The organism is Chthoniobacterales bacterium (genome assembly GCA_018883245.1).
In the GTDB taxonomy this organism is placed as follows: domain Bacteria; phylum Verrucomicrobiota; class Verrucomicrobiia; order Chthoniobacterales; family JACTMZ01; genus JACTMZ01.
Map to the genome: position 1 here is coordinate 50,005 of VEQL01000012.1, position 18,828 is coordinate 68,832.

Annotated in this window: 10 protein-coding genes; all 10 read left to right on the forward strand. The window is 63.6% G+C overall.

Features of this window, described 5'->3' with window-relative positions:
- Positions 1 to 23 precede the first annotated feature (23 nt).
- Complete coding sequence (locus tag FGM15_06155; GenBank protein ID MBU3665445.1) at positions 24 to 254, forward strand: hypothetical protein; 231 nt, start codon at positions 24 to 26, stop codon at positions 252 to 254.
- Positions 251 to 2,788: a hypothetical protein gene (locus FGM15_06160; GenBank protein ID MBU3665446.1), complete on the forward strand. Its 2,538-nt coding sequence runs from the start codon at positions 251 to 253 to the stop codon at positions 2,786 to 2,788. Before FGM15_06155 ends, FGM15_06160 begins: the two co-directional genes overlap by 4 nt.
- On the forward strand, positions 2,785 to 5,490 hold the full coding sequence (locus FGM15_06165; protein MBU3665447.1) for a hypothetical protein: 2,706 nt from the start codon (positions 2,785 to 2,787) through the stop codon (positions 5,488 to 5,490). The genes FGM15_06160 and FGM15_06165 overlap by 4 nt, the downstream gene beginning before the upstream one ends.
- On the forward strand, positions 5,487 to 6,197 hold the full coding sequence (locus FGM15_06170; GenBank protein ID MBU3665448.1) for a hypothetical protein: 711 nt from the start codon (positions 5,487 to 5,489) through the stop codon (positions 6,195 to 6,197). The genes FGM15_06165 and FGM15_06170 overlap by 4 nt, the downstream gene beginning before the upstream one ends.
- Positions 6,190 to 8,745 carry a hypothetical protein gene (locus tag FGM15_06175; protein ID MBU3665449.1) on the forward strand — a complete coding sequence of 852 codons (2,556 nt, stop codon included), beginning with the start codon at positions 6,190 to 6,192 and terminating at the stop codon, positions 8,743 to 8,745. Before FGM15_06170 ends, FGM15_06175 begins: the two co-directional genes overlap by 8 nt.
- Before the next feature lie 25 nt (positions 8,746 to 8,770).
- The gene (locus FGM15_06180) at positions 8,771 to 10,621 is read left to right on the forward strand and encodes an arylsulfatase (GenBank protein ID MBU3665450.1); all 1,851 of its coding nucleotides are present in this window, start codon (positions 8,771 to 8,773) and stop codon (positions 10,619 to 10,621) included.
- A gap of 25 nt (positions 10,622 to 10,646) precedes the next feature.
- Entirely contained in the window at positions 10,647 to 13,268 is a 2,622-nt protein-coding gene (locus FGM15_06185) for a hypothetical protein (GenBank protein ID MBU3665451.1), read from the forward strand.
- Positions 13,265 to 15,562: a hypothetical protein gene (locus FGM15_06190; protein MBU3665452.1), complete on the forward strand. Its 2,298-nt coding sequence runs from the start codon at positions 13,265 to 13,267 to the stop codon at positions 15,560 to 15,562. The genes FGM15_06185 and FGM15_06190 overlap by 4 nt, the downstream gene beginning before the upstream one ends.
- A 36-nt stretch (positions 15,563 to 15,598) precedes the next feature.
- Complete coding sequence (locus FGM15_06195) at positions 15,599 to 18,445, forward strand: hypothetical protein (GenBank protein MBU3665453.1); 2,847 nt, start codon at positions 15,599 to 15,601, stop codon at positions 18,443 to 18,445.
- 4 nt (positions 18,446 to 18,449) lie between these two features.
- A partial coding sequence (locus FGM15_06200) for a hypothetical protein (protein ID MBU3665454.1) occupies positions 18,450 to 18,828 on the forward strand: 379 nt, incomplete at its 3' end.

An 18,828-nucleotide genomic window follows, 5' to 3' on the forward strand; every position in this document is an offset into this window, starting at 1 on the left:
GACCTCCCGCAGGAGATTGCGCCATGAAACCGCCAATCCTCACCACCACACGCCGCCAGGCAATGGCCACCACCGGACTCGGCTTGTTCGGCTCTTCCTTGTCCTCGACTGCCCGCGCCGAGGAGCCGCCTGTAGCTCCTTCCCCGTATTCCCCGGATGTCCGGGCCTTTGGCGTGCGGAAAACCATGCGCAAACCTCCCGCCGCCACCAAACGCAGTTTCGAAAACGCTGAGCCGGCACCCTCCAATCCATGAACACGCCATCCACCAAAGACAGCGGATTGACCCGTGCCTGGACCGTCTATCTGATCCACCATACCCACACCGACATCGGCTATACCGAAACGCAGGGGCGCATCGCCCGCTATCACCTGCAATTCCTTGATGATGTCGTGGCCCGCTACCGGGATTGGAAATCCGGAGACCGTTCGCTCGACGGCTTCGTCTGGACGATCGAGTGCTTCTGGTCGGTCGAGCAATGGCTCGCGTTGCGCGGGGAGGCGGAGCGCGAAACGCTCGCAGCCGCCATCCGCGACGGATTTGCCGCGCTATCGGCCACGTATCTGCATTTCAACGAAATGATCGACTACCCGCTGGTGTGCGAGGTGCTCGCGCGTGCGGCCCGCTACGCCAAAGCCAACGGCTTGGTGGCCGATACGGCGGTCAGCGCCGACATCAACGGGCATTCCTGGGGATACGCCCAGGCGCTCCACGACACCGGCGCGACGAACTTGGTCGACTTCCTGCATTCCCACCACGGCATGTCGCCGCTGGGTAAACGCCAGGTGCCGTTCTGGTGGGAGACGCCCAAGGGGGATCGCGTGCTCGTCTGGAACGGCGAGCACTACATGCTCGGCAACGCGCTCGGCCTCGTGCCCGCCGCCATGATTACATATGTCTTCGCCGACGAACTAACCCCGTGCACGGCCGATTCCGACAGCCTCTCCGTCGCAAAAATCCGCCTGCCGCGCTACCTGCGCCAACTCGAACGCGACGGCTATCCGCAAGATTTTCTCGTCGTCGGTCTCGGCGGCACGTTGTCGGACAACGCCCCGCCGCACTTCGGGCTTCCGGAATTCATTCGCGCATGGAATGCGGCGCACGGCCACTCGATCCGCCTCGAAATGACAAGCCCCTCCGCGTTCATGAAAAAGGTGCGCGAGGAATGGAAGGATATCCCGGTGCACCGCGGCGATTGGCCGGACTGGTGGTCGGACGGTCTCGCCAGCATGCCGGACGAGACGCGTTTTTGCCGCACCGCGCAGCGTGGACTTGAGCGTCTGCGCGCGGCGCGCGAGACGCAGAGGTGGAATTTCGATGCCGCGGTCGAGAGGCGCATCGAACAGTCCATCGCGCTCTACTGCGAGCACACGTTCAACCATTCGGACTCCATGAAGTCGCCGTGGGACGGTGTGACCAAGCACATTGCCGCCGGCAAAACGGTCATCGCCAGCAGCGCCCTCTCCGAAGTGTGCGAGGCCGAGGACGAACTGAAGATCGCGCTCGGCGAAGCCCCGATGCGCCCGGGCAGGCCGTTTCTCTACCGCATCGTGAACCCTTTCCCGCATGCCATCGAGACGCTGGCCCCGCTCTATCTTGAATACTGCGACTTCCATGTGCGCGAGCTCGCGCCACGCCTGATCGACCATGAAACCGGAGAGGAGCTGGAGGCGCAAAAAACCGCCGCGCCGCGCGGCTGGGACTTCCTCATACCGCTCCGCCTCGATGCCGGTCAGTCGAGGGTCATCGAGCTGGCGGAAGGCTTCCCGACCGCCCGCTTCAACCGGATGCTAACCAACGATTCCATCCGCCCCGAACTGGCGAAAATGGACGCCCGCTTTGCCGGTGAGGAGTGTCCCGTCAGCGACCTGCGGTTTTCCTCTCCGCATGCGGAGGTCGCGTTCGACAAGGACACCGGTCTGGCGGCATGGAAAGACGCCTCCACCGGATTGAGCCTGCTCGCCGAGGGCGTGGCCTGGCCGCCGTTCACTCCGGTTTACGAACACACGCCGGTGGACAAACCGGATGATCCCGACACCCAGATGATGACGCGCACGCGGATGGGACGGAATCGCAAAGGCGCGAACGTGGAGCGGCATGCGGGCAATGTCCGAACGATCCGCCTCCTGGACAACGGCCCGCACCTCGCGGTTTACAGGATTGACTACGAACTCGCCGGCGCGCGCATGGCCGTGGTCGAGTTGCGCCTTTCGAAGCACCAACCGGTGGCGGATGTTGTTTTCCGCATCAACAAGGAATCGCTCTGGGATCCGGAAAATCTTTATCTGTCGCTGCCCTTCGACTGCGGTGAGGACAGCCAGATCTGGCTCGACAAGGCCGGGGCGGCGGTGCGCCCGGTGATCGACCAGCTCCCCGGCACGCTCACCGATTGGTATTGCCTGCAAAGCGGCTACGCGGTCTGCGGGAAAACTTTCGGCATCGCCATCGCCTGCCTCGATGCCCCGCTACTGCAGCTCGGCCCGCTCGAACCCGGCACGCGCCTGCTTGCCAACGGCAGCCTCCCGCAACGTCGGCCCGCCGACGCCCTCGGCTGGCTCATGACCAACTACTGGGAGACCAACTTCGAGGCCTCGCTCGGCGGATTCCACGAATTCCGCTACCGCATCCGCTGGGGCAAGGATCTCGCCGAGCCGCGACGCGCCCTCGACGTCTGCCGCAAGCTCGGACACGAACCCTTCGTCTTCCGCTGCACCGGGCCCGCAGAGCGGGAAGGCGCGCTTCGCCGGCTGCAGACTCATCGACCCCACGAAAAAAACATAACCTCATGAAAAACACACTGGTCATGACCGCAGCGTCATTGCTCCTGGCTACGCCGCAGGGTTGTGTGCCCGCAAACCATCACCCGCAGCCTCCCGCACCCGCGCCGATTTTCACCTACCCGATCCACGCCGATGGCGGCCTGGTTTATGACCCGCTCCGGCGGGAGGCGGAAAAAACCGGACAGCTCGCCCGCGATGCGAATGTTGAAGCGCGCGAGGTGTCGGTGCAATTGGGCGGCCTTGAGGCGAAATTCAAAGTGCCCGTCGCGGCGCGCGCCTATGACGTGGTCCCGGTGGGCTACGTGCTGCGCAATACCGCGGCGGAGGCCTCCGGTCCGGTGCACGTGTCGGCGACGGCGTTCGAGGATCCCGAACGTCGTGGCGGGCGCGATCTGGCGGACCTGTCGCTGCCGGCGGACATCGGTGTGAAATTCGATTTCCTCGGGTCCGTGACGGCGACCATTCGTCCGGGCGCTCCGCACCTGATGGCTGCGGATCTCTCCGACAAGCCATCCGACAAGTATCCGAACTATGACGCGGGCCCCTTGGTCCGGAGCGGCGTCGTCCAAGCGGGCGACTTGGTCTGGTTCAAATTCCGCATTACCAACACCGGCAACACCATCCTCGATCCCGAAGGCGTCGGCGCGTTTTTCCTCAAGCCCGCCATTTTCCGGCAAAAATACGACGGCAACTGGGAGCAAACCGGCATCCCTTACAATCGCTACATCCGCATTCTCGATTACCTCTACCCCGGCGAGAGCACCGAGGTCTGGATCAATTTCATGACCGACGCCAAGGAGACCCCGCAGGGCTTCGGTCTGCTTCCCGGGCGCTATCGCATCGGGATCGAAGGCCTCGCGCGCTTTGAAAAAGACCACGACTGGCTCGTCAATCTTTGGGAGGGCAGGACGGTTGCGCGCATGGAATGGGATTTCACCGCAGCCAAAGAGGCGATTGCCGTCGAGCCGTCATCCCCCCGGGTGACCTTCGAGAACTTCGGCGGCCAGCCGCGTTTGAACAAGTGGCTGCACACGTTCGAGGAATTCATGACTTCCTTCGAGAGCCAGCTCGGTGGCATTCCCCCCGGCGGTGAGGTCCGCGGAACCCTCCACCTGCAGATCGCGCCATGGACCAAGGATGTGGTTGTGAAGCTCCTGACCGGCGACCCGCCGCAGATCGCCACCGCCGCTTCGCCGCTTTCGGTTTCGGACGAAACCCTCGAGGTCGCCTTGATGCCGAACGCGAAGAACCTCGTTTGGAAAGGCGGGCGCTGGGTGCCGATGGTTGTCACGCAAACGATGGCGGACATGCGCGCCAACATCCAGCTCGGGCCGGATGTCGAAGGCAACGCGCGCGCCGACATCGCCAGGATGGAGGAAAGCGGGATCAGCGTCGTCACCACCACCGGCATGCCGTGGCTCTACGAATTCATCCGCTTTCCCTACATCCACAGCCAGCCGACACCCGAGTCGAACCAGAACGGGGATGCCTGGAAGTTTTTCCTCGATCTGGCGCGCGCCGACGGGATGCCGGTGGAAGGCTGGGGCAATTATCCGTTTGCCCGCGTGACCATAGGCGAGGTCGCCACCTGGCTCACCGGGAAACCTTTTGCGTTCGACACGGCTTGGCCGATGGAGGCCAGCCATGCGGACCCCAAGCTTCCGGAGGCGAATGCCCTTGTCTGGCTTTATCACTTCCGGCGCTGGGGCGACGTCTTCGCCCGCAATGCCGCCGGCCAGACGCCTTTTTCCGTGGAGGACACCCGCGGCTGGCTGCGCATGGACCTTCACATCCGCTATCCGCACGGCCCGGCCACGATCGCCGCCTTCCGCGACTGGCTGAAAAAACAATACAGCTCGCTCGACAAGGTCAATGCCGCGTGGGGCACCCGGTTCGCCGCATGGGAGGAGATCGACCCCGAGCGCGGACAGGTCGTCAACCGCTGGGACCATCGCTGGGAATACTCCGATTCCAACAACCCGTTCCACGACTGGTCGCCCGCCGTGCTGGATTTCGACAGTTTCCGCACGGAGTTGCGCGCGGAAAACTATGCGCGAACCCTGGAGCACCTGCGCAAGGAGGTTCCCTCGTCGGCACTCACCCTGCGCACCGAGGGGTCAAATGCCCTCGTCGCGGGAATCAATCCCGCCAGCCCGGATCCCCATCTCCGGCATGTCTATTACAGCCAGCGGCGGAATGCCATGATCGCCGAGATTCTGCAGAAGGCCGGAGTCCTCGCCTACCACTCGGACTACACAACACTGCCCTACACTCCGAGAGAAGTCCGCGAGCTCACCCGTGCTTGCGTCAAGCAGGGCATCACGCCCGCGTGGCTGCCGCAGTTCGATCACATGCGCGACATCGCCCTCAACGACAAATTCGGCACCGACGACTACACCCGCGCCTACAACGTGGACCGCCCGGTCAAGGCCACCATGATGCATGTGCTCACTGCCGTTTATCCGTGGTGGCAGGCCACCATCGGGGAGGGAGGCGTGCCGGGTATCACATGGGCCGATTACGAGTGCGACGGGTTCGTGACCACCACCCAGGCTCGCGAAATGAAGCTGTTCGAAAACCATCTCGCGATCGCCGCGGCAAGCCCCGAGGTGCGCAAGGCCGTCGATGCGTTTCCCCCGCCGCCGCCCAATCCTCCCGCCGCCGCCAAACGCAGTTTCGAAAACGCTGAACCCAAACCATCCAATCCATGAATTTATCACTCTCGAGAGCAACAAAGGCCACCGCCAGGGCCGGTCGTGCCAAATCCTTCCTCCAGCGTCTGACTCTGCTGGCTGTTGGCGCCTTGATGGCCCCCGGCGCGGTTCCGGCTTTTGCCGCAGAGCCCGCGGCGGCTGGGCATTCAGCAAATGCCACGACCTGGTCGATGCCTGGCGATTTCGACTCCCTCGGGAAATCGGACAGCGCGTGGAGTGCCGGACGTGCAGACATCCTCGACAGCAGCAGCTTCCGCGCTTTCACGGATTCCCAAGACGACGGGCAGTGGAGGATGCGGAACTTCGGAGACGTTGATCTATGGGAAAACGGCCTTGTTTGGTTCGCAACCAAAACGGCTTTTGGATTCGAGGCGGGCGAGATGGTGATCCATCCGGGAAATTCTCCCGATAAGGCCACCGCCATCCGTTGGACCGCCCCGGCAGCCGCGGAGAATACGACTTACCATGTGACCGGTTCATTTCGCGTCCCTGCCGACTCGGGTGACCGCGATTTCGTCATCCGGCTCGGAGACGAGATTCTTTTTGAAGCGCGGGGCTCCACGGCGGCGCAGGATTTCGATTTTGAGTTCACCGCCTCCGCTGGCCGGATGCTGGATTTCGTCATCGGCTGCGGCAACACATGGACAAACGAAGGTGCCGGCTTTGCCGTGACCATCAGCGAAAAGAAGGGGGCCAATGATTGACAACCCAACACTCCGATCCACCGTTTGCGGCATCGCCGCGGTTCTCTGCCTCGCGACGATGGCGCATGCGGAGGATTTACCGCTCGAGAATCCCGATTTCGCCCAAGGCCTTGCCGGGTGGACCCAGATCGGCTGGGGCAATGACAATCCCGGCATGGTCTATTCCACCAGCCCGGGAGCCCACATCTATCAAACTGTGCCGTCCCACACCATCAGCGCGGACAAGCTGAAATACACGGTCAGATATCGGATCGGCTCGATGGACCCGGCGCGCGGGTGGGAGTTCCCCGAGATGACGGTCAATCTGGTGACGCACGTAGGCGGTGAGGGGTATGCGAACAAGGGGGGGCGGACCATTGAGGCACCCACGGAGTATTCCGGCGAGTGGCAGGAGAAAACCTGGACGCTGGATGCCGACACCGCAGGGAAAAGCCTTGCGGTCTCGTTCAACCTTGGCGACCGGCAGGAGGGCAATGTCGCCGTTCACCTGTATGAGGTGCAGATCGCCTGCGAGGCCAGACCTCCCCCTTTGTCCCTTCGCGCGGAGCGCCGCTGGCCTGCGGCTATGGTGCCGCAACCGATCAAGGATGGCCCTTTTGCCGGGCTTTATCGCGAGGGCCCTCCCGGTGATGCCTCGGCGATGCGCGTGGATTTCGACGCCGAAAGCGGAGCCTTGATCCACCTCGGCTTGGATACCGAAGGCGGCGGACGCGAGAAGATGAACCTGCTGCGCGAGCCGGCGTCGGTTTCTGCCGGCAAGCTTGCGGACGGCAAGGTGGCTTCGTCCGCGCCAGGCCAGGTGAAGGTGGATGCCGCGGGCACGGAACTGGATTGGAAGGCGGGAGTGCCCGAAGGGGGGCTGACCCTGACCGTCGCCGCTCCGGCGCAATCGACGGACGATGTGGAAGTCCGGCTGCCGCTGCGCCCCGCGCTGTCCGCTGTCACAGTTCTCGGCGGGCGGTGGGAGAGGGACGGCACGGTGCACCCGCCGTTTCTGCTCAACGCCCCCGACCTCGGTCTGGTGCTGGTCAAGGCCACGCCCGCCGATGCCGGCACCGCCCGGATCCAGGGGATGCGGGATGGAAGCCACGGAAGCCGCAACAACAAGCTCGACTTATCCCTGATCTCGAAGGCGGCCGCCGGCAAGCCTGTGGTCTGGAGCTTCGAGCCCGTGCAGCTTCCGCCTCCTGAGGGTTTGAAGGAAACCGCGCTCTGGCCGGCCATCCGTCGCGGCTGGCTCAACGCGCTGCAGGCGACCGCCCCGTGGGGCGAAGCCTCCAGCACCGTCTCGGCTCCGCCCGGCCTCTATGCCAACAACGTGCTGAGCGACCTCGTGAGCGGCCTGATGCACTATTGGGGCGACGCGGTGCTTCTATCGCCGGCTTTGCCACAGGGCATCGAACTCAACGAAGCGATGCGCCGGACAGTGGACCATTTCCTGACCCGGACTTTTCCCATGGCGGCAACCAATCCGCGGATGAAGCTCATCCGCAGCGAGGCGGAAATCGCGGCACTTGGAAATTCCACAGTCATGGTTTCCGCAGAGGCCGATGGGGCCGTGCCGTGCTACCACGACCATATCCAGATGCTCGATGGCATTTCTGGCACGCTGACCGGTGCGTGGAATGTCTGGAAGGCGGACGGGAACAACCAATGGCTCGTCACGCGCTGGGAGGTGCTGGAAAAAATCGCCTCATTCCTCGAGCGCAATGACACCGATGGCGACGGTCTGGTGGAGTCCCCCAACAGCGGCAACGAAGGGACCTTCGCGATGGAGTTCGGTTCGGGCTCCAGTGCTTATGACACCGTCAACTCCGGCCACAAAGACGCCTTCATCAACATCCAGGTTTATCGCGCGTGGCTCGGATTGGCCGAGATGGCGGAGGCGCTCGGCCACCCGGATCGTGCCGCCCACTGGCGCGAGCGGGCCGCCAAGCTCCGGGCCGCCTTCCTTCCGTGTTTCTACAACCCGGAGACCCGCTGGCTCGGCTGGTGGCGCAGCCGGGATGGCGTCTTGCACGACTACGCCTCGCCGTGGATTACCGGCTTTGCGGTGAGAAACGGATTGCTCTCTCCCGAGGAGGGCCGGCCCATGTTGAAAAAGCTGTGGGCCAAGATCGATGAAGTGGGGTTCGATCGCTTCGACCTCGGAATCCCAACCACGCTCCTGCCCATCAAACCCGGCGACTACCACTACGGCCCGGGCGGCGACCGATCCGTGGCGTCCAATCCCTTCAAGCACTATCTGAACGGCGGGTGCTGCGTCAGCGACACGTTCCACTTCCTGGTGGCCTCCCACATGGCGGGTCTGGGCGACCGCGCCGACCGCGTGCTGGCCGCGATGCTCCAGCGGCAATGGGCGGGCGCGCATGAAAACGGCGGCGGTTTCCAGAATGGGATCGGCGGTGGAGGCGAGTTTTACACATGGGACGGAACCCCTTGCGGCTACGAGGGCCATCTCACTTACAGCTACACCTTCCTGCAAACCGCCCTGCTCCGCGAACCCGCCTTGCGCGAACGCCTCCACGGCAAACCCAGCGTGAAATGAGGCGGAAGAAGGAAAACCTCAACGCATGAAAATTCTCCTCCTGCTCACCTCCGCGCTGGCGACATCCGGATTTTCAGCTTTGGCCGCCGGGCCGACGCCTGCGGCCGCCCGACCCAATATCATCCTGCTGCTCACCGATGACCAGGGATTCCCCGATGTGCATCGGCACGGGCACCCGGCATTGAACACCCCGAGCATGGACCGGCTGGCGGACGAGGGCATTCGCTTCACGCAATTCCAGGTCAGTGGGGAGTGTGCGCCGACCCGGGCGAGTTTGATGACCGGGCGAAATGCGTTCAATGTCGGGGTCACCTGCACGTTTCTCGGCAAATACTATTTGCCCGAAAAGGTGCCAACGGTGGCGGAACTGCTGCGGGATGCCGGCTACCAGACCGCGATCATCGGCAAGTGGCATTTGGGCGAACACCTGCCTTCGCGTCCGCAAGACAAGGGCTTTGAATACACCTACATCCACAGCGGCGGCGCGCTGTGCGGACTTCAGGGCGATTTCTGGCAGAACAGCTACTTCAATCCGACGCATCTCAAAAACGGCCGGCCGCTGACCGCCCGCGGGTTTGCCACGGACATCCAGTTCGATGAGGCGATGCGCTGGCTGGGCAAGGAGCGCAACCCGGACAAACCGTTCTTCCTGTATCTGGCCACCTCGGCACCCCACGGGCCCTACACGCCGCCCAAGGAGGCGATGCAGCGGTTTCTGGATCTCGGCTACCACAAGGAAGTCGCCGGATTTTACGGGCTGATTGAAAACCTGGACCAGAACATCGGGCGGCTCCTGAACTATCTGGATGAGACCGGCCTCGCCACGAACACCATGGTGATTTTCATGGGAGACAACGGCACCGCTGTTTCCCACATGACGGAGTGGGGGCCGCTCTGGAACGCCGGGCTGAAAGGCGGCAAGAGCGCGGGCGACGAGGGCGGCACTCGCGTGCCCTGCTTCATCCGCTGGCCGGGCCGGATTCAGCCGGGTCGCATCAGTTCCGAGCTGGCGGCCCACTACGACATCCTGCCGACGCTTCTTGATATCGCCGGAGCGAAACACCCCGCGCCGGAATCGCTGGATGGCATCAGCCTGCTCGACCACCTGCTGCGGCCGGCCCGGCCCTTGCCCGACCGCGTGGTCCACAACATCGGCCATTTGTTCCTTCCGCCGACTCGGGATTTCGAGGGCGTGGATTACATGAACCGGGTCAGCGCCCGCACCAGGGACTTCCGGATGTGGCGGCGCGGCGGGCTTTATGCGGTGCAGGAAGACCCGGGGCAGACCGTGAACGTTGCCGCCGAGTATCCCGAGGTGCTGAAGCGGCTCGAAGCCAGCGTCACCCGGTTTTGGGAGGCGGGCACCAACCAAGCACTGGCCCCCGTGCATATCCATCTGGGCGACCCACGGCAGCCGGTGGTCATGCTGAGCTCGGTGGACTGGCATCCGCTGCAGTCGGGCAAGGAAGAATTTGCGATTCAAAAATTCGCGTTTTGGATGGGGCAGGGGATTTCGCAGGAGATGCTCGACTGGCAGAACAAGGGCCGGACTCCGAAAACGCTGGAAGCAAACAGGAGCCGGCTGAACGGCTATTGGAATGTGTTTTTCACCCGTCCCGGAACCTATGAATTTCGCGCCAGCATCGTGCCGCCGGCCGTGCGCTCGATGGTCCACCTCAAGGAGGGCAGGGTCTGGCTCAAGGTCGATGGAAAGACCGTCGCCCAAGCGCCCGTCACCGCCGGAAGCCGGGAAGCCGTCCTGCGGTGGACGGTCGAGAAACCTTTCCGCGGCGAACTGCAGGTGGTCTGGAGCGGGCAACTCCCCTTTGAATGCGAACTGGGTGCCTTCATCTGCGACGTGAGCCGCGTTGAATGAGGAATCGCTCGAAATCACTCAAACCATGAAAACTCAAACCATGAAAACACAACTGACTCTTGCCGCATTATTCGGTTTGTCCGCCATCTGCAGCGCATCCGGCGAGACATCTCCAATCGCGTTGAACGAGCGCTGGGCCGAACAATCCTTTGCCGCCAATCCCGCGCCGCTGTCGGGCCACCGTTTGGTCGTGGTTCGAAACGACGACCCGGCCAACGCTCCGGTCATGCTGAACCGTTCCGTGAGCGGGAAGGCGTTGCGCCTGGCGGACAAGACCTACGAGCGCGGGCTCGGACTCAACGCCCATGTCGTGATGCGGGTGACCTTGGAAAAACCGGCGACGCGTTTTCTTGCCGACATCGGCGTGGACCGCAATGCGGACGGGCAGGTGGCCTCGGTGAGGTTCCGGGTTGTTTCCGGTGGCAGGGAGCTGTTTGTTTCCGACGTTCTTCGTCCCGGCAGCCGGCAGAGCATCGATGTGCCTCTGGACGGGGCGACGTCCTTCGACTTGATTGTGGACAATGGCGGTGACGACCGGGCTTGGGACCAGGCGAATTGGTGCGATCCGCGCATCGAACTGACCGATGGCGAGGTCGTGTGGCTGGATCAACTGGCCCAACAGGGCGGTCCGCTCGGCGGCGTGCCGTTTTCGTTTGTTTATGGGGGCAAGCCGTCCTCGGAGCTGCTGCCGAAATGGAAGGCGGAGGAAAAAGTGGAGGAGGTGGACGCCAAGACGCGCCGCCGCACGCTGACCTTCACCGATCCGGAGACGGGGCTGGAAGTGAAGGCGGTGGCGGACATCTACCTCGACACGCCGGGCGTGGACTGGACGGTTTATTTCACGAACAAGGGTGGGAAGGACACGCCCATTCTCGAGCAGGTGCGGGCGGTGGATGTGGCCATCAATCCTCCGTTGGCCCGTTCCGAAGCCAGCGACGGCAACATCACCGGACTCATGAGCGTCGCGGACCGCTCAAGCAGTCTGACCACCAAGAACAATCCGATCTTGGGACGGCTTCACGGCACGATCGGTTGTGTCCGGTTCAACATCGAAGACTTCATGGCCTATGACGAGGAAGTGGTGGCGGGCAAGCGGATCGAGTGGGGCACGCCGAGCGCCTGGTCGTCCTTCCAGGAGTTTCCCATGTTCACCCTCGACTGGGGTCGTGCCGGTGTGGTGACCGCCATCGGCTGGACCGGGCACTGGGTGGCTTGCGTGGACCGCAGCGGACCTCAAATGCGTGTGAGCGCTGGCATGCGCAACCTGCGCACCATGCTGCACCCCGGCGAGACCATCCGCAGCCCGCGCGTGCTGCAGGTCTATTGGGAGGGCGGCAACCGCCAGATGGGCGACAACCTGTTCCGCCGCACGATGCTGGCGCGCATTGTGCCGCAGGACGACAAGGGCCAGCCGGTCTTTCCGCCCTTTGCCCCTCCCACGTCGTCGTTCTACGAAGGCAACAAGTCCACCGAAGCCAACGAGCGCAGCCACATCGACTCGTTGGCGGGCTTGGGTTTCGAGTATTACTGGCTGGATGCGTGGTGGATGAAAGGCGGCCACCCGCATGGCATGGGGCACTGGGGGTTCCCGATCGAGCGCGGCTATGATCCCGTCCGCTTCCCGAACGGCGTGAAGCCCGTCCGCGATCACGCCGCGAAGCAGGGCATGAAGTTCATCCTGTGGTTCGCTCCCGAGGAGATCTGGCCGAACACGGACCTTGCCAAAGAGCATCCGGAGTGGGTAATGAAGCCCGGCCCTCCCGGCCCCATCGATTTTACCAAACCGGAGGCGCGGGAATACATCACACGCTACATGAACACAGTCATCAAGGAGTGGGGCATCGATTGGTGGCGCAGCGATGGCGGCCCTTCGCTGAAGCATTGGACAGACAATGACACCGATCCCAATCGCACCGGCATGACCGAGATGCGCTATGTCGAGGGCTACTATGCGTTCTGGGACGCCATGCGCGCGGCCAACCCCGGTCTGATGCTCGACAACTGCGCCGGCGGGGGAACCCGCATCGACCTGGAAACCTCCTCGCGCTCGCTCGCGCTCTGGCGCACCGACAGCGCCGTGTGGAGCGTGAACGGCCATGTGCGCGGCAGCGACTCTCCCGCCAAAGAAGAAACGGCCATCCTCAACCAATCCATCAACCATGGGCTCAATCGTTACGTGCCGTTCAGCACGTCAGGCACGGTCGGAGCGGAGCCGTATTACTTGCGAAGCGCGTTCAACGGCGGTCTCACGTGGTGTGAAGATGTCCGGCCCGCCGGTTATCCTCGCGAGTTGCTCAAACAGGGCGTCGCCGAGGGCAAGCGTCTGCGCAAATACCTGCTGGGCGACTTCTATCCGCTGACCAAACCCACCGCGAGTGCCGAGCAATGGTGCGCGTATCAGTATCATCTCCCGGAGTCGGACGAAGGTGCGGTGTTTGTGTTCCGGCGCCACCAAGCCCCTTACTACGGCTTGCAACTGAACCTGCAGGGTATTGATCCGGACGGGGACTACGAGGTGACCGAGGCCCGCTCGTATTCCCCGGAAAAGCCCCGCCGCATGAAAGGCGCGGACCTGCAGCGCTACGGAGCCATCATCGAAGACCTGCCCGGTTCGCTGCTCATTGAATACCGCAAATTGACCAAATGAAGCAGCCAGACCAGCCGCTTTGCCTCTTGAGTTTGCGCGCTTGCGCAGGCGACCAGGCGGTCGCGCCAGATGCTCGGACCCTCCGCGGCGGCAGCCGGGCGGTTTGCATCGAGTTTATGACAAGCTCGTTTCGATTTTGGCGAGGCGGAATGCTCTTCCTGGCCTTGACCCTGACCGGCAGTGCCCTGGCGGCGGACGCGCAAGCGTTGCTGCCCCAAAGCGTCGAACTTACCCGACGCTGGGCCGACGCCGCCTTCGGCGACCCCGCCACGGGGGCGCCTCCCACCGCGGCCTTCCCCTTTTCCTTCCTCTACGGAGGACGCCCTTCCTCGGACTTGCTGGGGAAATGGACCCGCACCCTCACCGAGGTCCAACCCGATCCCAGCTGCCGGGTGCGGACGCTCACCCTCGCGGATCCGGAGACCGGGCTCACCATCGAAGCGCGCATCACCCTTTACCTGGACGTGCCCGGCGTGGATTGGGTCTTGCGGTTCACCAACCGGGGTAATCGGGATACGCCGATCCTTGAGGAGTTGTGCGCCCTCGACTCGACGCTGCCGCTGCCGTCCCCCTCGACCGTGGCTGACGAGCCCGTCGTCGGGTTGATGGGCCTGGACGGCGCCAGCCCGCCGCCCACAAAGGCCCACGCACCCGAGCCCGTGCTGCGCCGGCTCCGGGGGTCCTTCGGCGGGCCGGTCTATGATCTGAGCGAATTCACACCCTTGGACGACCCTCTGCCGGTCGGGGCCAAAGTGTCCTGGCAACCGCGCGACAATCGGTCGTCCTTCCAGGCCTTCCCGTTTTTCACGCTCGACTGGGGGCGCGGGGGCGTGGTGACCGCGCTGGGCTGGACCGGGCAATGGACCGCCACGGTCGAGCGTCGCGACCAGGCTCTGCGGGTTTGCGCCGGGTTGCGCAACCTGCGACTGAGCCTCAAGCCGGGCGAGAGCATCCGCAGTCCCCGCGTGCTGCAGGTCTATTGGGAGGGCGGCGACCAGTTTGCCGGTTACAATTTGTTCCGGCGCACCATGCTGGCCCGTATCCTGCCGCGCCACGACGGAGAGGTGCTGTTTCCGCCCTTTGCCCACGCGACTTCTTCGTTTGTGGAAAATAATAAAACGACCGAAGCCATCGAGCGCAGCTATATCGAATCCTTCAAAGACCTCGGATTCGAGTGCTACTGGCTCGATGCCTGGTGGGTCAAAGGGGGACATCCCAAGGGCTTGGGCCATTGGGGCTTTCCCATCACCCGCGGCTATGATCCGGTGCGCTTCCCCAACGGGATCAAGCCGCTGAGCGACCTGGCGCACCGTTACGGCCTCGATTTCCTTCTCTGGTTTGCCCCCGAAGAAATCTGGCCCGGCACGGACTTGGCCCTGGAACACCCCGAATGGGTGATGAAACCCGGCCCGCCCGGCCCCATTGACTTCACCAACCCGGAGGCCCTTGACTACATGACCCGCTACATGAACGAGGCCATCCAGGCCTGGGGCGTGGATTGGTGGCGCACCGACGGGGCCCCGTCCCTCCATCACTGGCAGTCTGCGGATCGGGACAACAACCGCCTCGGCCTCACCGAGATTCGCTATGTGGAGGGCCTTTACGCCCATTGGGACGCCCTGCGCGCGGCCAACCCCCGGCTCCGGCTCGATAATTGCGCGGGCGGCGGGCGGCGCATCGACTTGGAAACCTCGGCCCGGGCCTTGCCCTTATGGCGCACCGACAGCGCCGTGCTGACCATCGCCCGGGGCCAGCCCAACGACACCGCCATCTTGAACCAAGCCTCCAATCACGGGCTCAATCGTTATCTTCCCTTGAGCCAGAGCGGCTGTATCGGCGCCCAGCCGTATTATTTCCGCAGCGGCTACAACGGCGGCATCACGTTCTGCGAAGACACCCGCCCCGCCTCTTACCCGCGCGAACTGCTGCGCCAGGGCATCGCCGAAGGCAAACGCCTCCGCCCCTACCTCCTCGGTGACTTCTACCCGCTGTCCGAGCCAGGCATCAGCCCCACCGTCTGGTGCGTTTACCAATACCATCGCCCGGAAAAGCAGGACGGGGTCGTCTTCGCGTTTCGCCGTCACGATTCACCCTACCCCAGCTATGAGGCCCGTTTGCACGGTCTTGATCCCGCAGCCACCTATGAAGTCGTGTGCTCGCCCAGCTACACCCCCGAGCCACCCCGACAGGTCAAGGGCCGGGATCTGGCCCGCCTGAAGATCGAGATTGATGAACTGCCCGGCTCCACGGTGATTGAATACCGCAAGATTGAAGAAAGCGTCCCCAGCCCATAGGCGAACTCCATGAAACACACAAAAACACACAAACCCATGAAAAGAATTCTGTCGATTGCCCTTGGATTTGCCCTTCAGGGCACGAGTCTGCAAGCCGCCGATCTGCTCGTCGCGATGAGCGGCGGTGGAACGGTGGAGCGCTATGATTCCAGCACCGGCAAGCATGTTGGGACCTTCATACCGCGGGTCGATCGGCCCAACGCGCTGGCCTACGGGCCGGACGGTGCGTTGTATGTGGCCACGGGAGCGGTCGGTGGGCCGGGGGCGGTCAAAAAATTCCATGGCGTCACCGGTCGGTTTCTCGGCGATTTCATTGCCGTGCCGGCGGGACAGCCCGGCCACCTCGCGCGCGCCTCGGATCTCGTCTGGCATGAGGGCGATTGCTTTGTGGTGAGTTGCGATGACAGCAAGGTGCATCGCTACGATGGCAAGACGGGCGCGTTCAAGGGCACGGTGGCGACGGGAAATCCGAAGGGTTGGATCACGCAGATCGCGGTGCGGGACGGGGCGGTGTTCACCACTGAGTTTAACGAGGCGCGCATCCGGCGGTTTCCGCTGGCAGATGGCGAGCCTGAGGTGTTTGTGGAACAGGCGGGGTTTACGCCGTGGGGCATTGCCTTCGATCAAGGCGGACGCTGCTGGTGGAGCGGGAGCGGCGGCATCGCACGCTTTGACGGCAAGACGAATGCGGTGGTCGTGCCCGCAAGCGAGGTGACCACCCCGGTTGCGCTGGCGGTTTCCCCGGACGGGCAGATCGTGTGTTCGAGCAATGGCAGGCAAAGCGTGACCGTATGGGATATTTCCCAAGAGGCTCCCAAGCTTCTACAAACGATCACCGGCCCGGAAGTGCGCGACCCGGCGGGCGTGACCTTCACCACGCAGCCCTTCGAGGCTCCGGCCCAGTTTGGCAATTTCGTGCCGCAGCCCTCGAACACCGGCCGCGACTGGACGCCGACGGGAACAACGATCTACAATCTCCGCGCCGATGCCGCGTTCCCGGTCATCGCCGAGTTCGGCCTCGACACCGAGGGCGGCGACCGGGCGAAGACCCAGCTCCTGCGCGAGCCGATGAGGCTCGTGTTCACGCTTGCAGACGGACGCACGGTGGATGCCTGGGATGTGTCGGCGAAACGGCAACTCACGCCCGGCAAAGTGGTGTATCAATTCAGCCCGGCCGAGGGGATCGATGCCCGCTGGTCGGTTTGGACGGAGAACGAGCATCTGCGGATGAGCCTCGCGCTCGACGGAGCGAATGCCGGACAGGTGACCAAAGCCGAATTGCTCATTCCCTTCGATCCGCGTGCGATGGGCACCACGATTCTCGCAGAGGAATGGGGCAACGACGGAGCGGTCAAGGCACCGCTCATCATCAGCGCGCTCGACATGGGCCAGCTGCGGCTCAGCGGTGCCGGCTCCGACGAGGCGCTTGCCTGCCGCTTCACCGGCAGCCGACACCACAAGCGCATCGACCTGCGCGTCGCGTTTCCCGGCGCGGGCAATGGCGAGATCGTCTTCACCCCGGCCCGCCTGGAAAAGCCGAAGTCCGACATCCCCGATGCCGAATGGGCGAAGGTCCGCCGGGGCCTGATCTCCCTGCTCCACGTCACCCCTTTCATGCTGTTCCAGGAAGACGGCTCCCCGTGGCTCGGTTCACCCGGCGGCATCATTGGCAACAACGTCATTTCCGATCCCGTCTCCTGCAACATGGACCGCAACCTCCAATGGCTCAACGGCATGGGCAGCAAAGCGGTCATCATGGGCATCGACCTCAACAAGATCGCGCGGAGGACCATCGAGTTCTGGCTCAACGAGCGAATGAACGACGATGGCTCGATCGATTACGTCCTGCAGAAGGGCAACATCTCCGCCGACTCCAACACCGGCGTGCTCAACGCGGCCACCGACTACTACCTCTCCACCGGCGACAAGGCGTTCGTTGCCGCCAACAAAGACGCGCTCGTCAAGGCCATCGGCTATCTCATCGCACGGGATCTCGACGGTGACGGGCTCATCGAAACCTTCCGCGACGGAAATGGGCGGAACCAGTTTGGCGACACCGGCTATGACACCATCAGCTCCGGCTGGAAGAACGCTCTGGTCAACGGACAGGCCTACAAGTCGTTTCTCGGCGTGGCGAAGATGATGGAAGACGTCGGCGACAAGGATCGTGCGAAGGACTATCGCGAGCGGGCGCTCCGGCTGCGGCAGGCCTACAACAAGACCTTCTTCCTGCCGGAAAAAAACCGCTACATCTGGTGGATCGGGCAGGACGGCAAACGGCACGACTACATCAATCCCCTCATCCAGGAAAACGCCGTGCTCTTCGGCATCGCGAACGGCATCGAGGCGGACACCGGCCTCAAGCGCGGACCGCGCGATGTCATGCAGGCGCTTTGGGATGCCTTCGAGGCGGCGGAGTATCACGACAGCGCCAAGGGGAAGACAGTGGACTACATTGACTCCAAGACTGGCAACTACACCGGCTTTTACTGGGGCATACCCTGCAACTTCGAAGACGTTCCGGACGACTACAACTTCCAGCACTATGGGAACTACGAGTTTCCCTATTACTGCAACGGCGGCATCTTCCCGCAAGACACGGTGGCGGCCATCATGGCCTTTTCGAGCGTCGGGATGGACGACAAGGCCGCCATTATCCGGCGCGAGATTTTCCGCCGCCAGCACGAGGGCATCCTGCCCAACGGCAGCGGCTTCTACATGGGCGTCGTGAATGTTCCAGGCCAGTGCTACTCGATCCTGAAGTGGGACGGCACCCCGACCGACTACGAGGGCATCATCTCGCGCGACTGCTCGTTCCTGCAAACCGCGATTCTCAGCAAGGACCCGGCGCACGCCCTGTTCGATGAGGTCGTAAAACCATAACCCCATGAAAAACCCAATAGTCATAACCGCAGCATTGTTTCTCCTGCCGGCGCAGCCGGTTCACCCGCAAGCACCCGCTGCCGCCACGCCGGAGGCACCGGTCGTTTTCCGGGAGAATTTCGAGGCCGGGGACTTCGTGGCGAATGGTTGGCGGTTTTTTGCCGTCGGAGGCGCGGAGGGGACGGGGGCGATTGCGACAGACGCCGCCTCGGAGGGGGCATCCGGCTTGACGCTCACGCGCGCGGGACAGGTGATCGGCGACACGGCCTTCGACCGGGAGTCCTCGCCGGTGCAGATCCCCGCCGAGGCCACCTCGCTGGCGCTGGTTTTCGACGCGCGGCGCGCACCCGGCTGCGATGTCCCGACCACCCTGGATGCGGCGG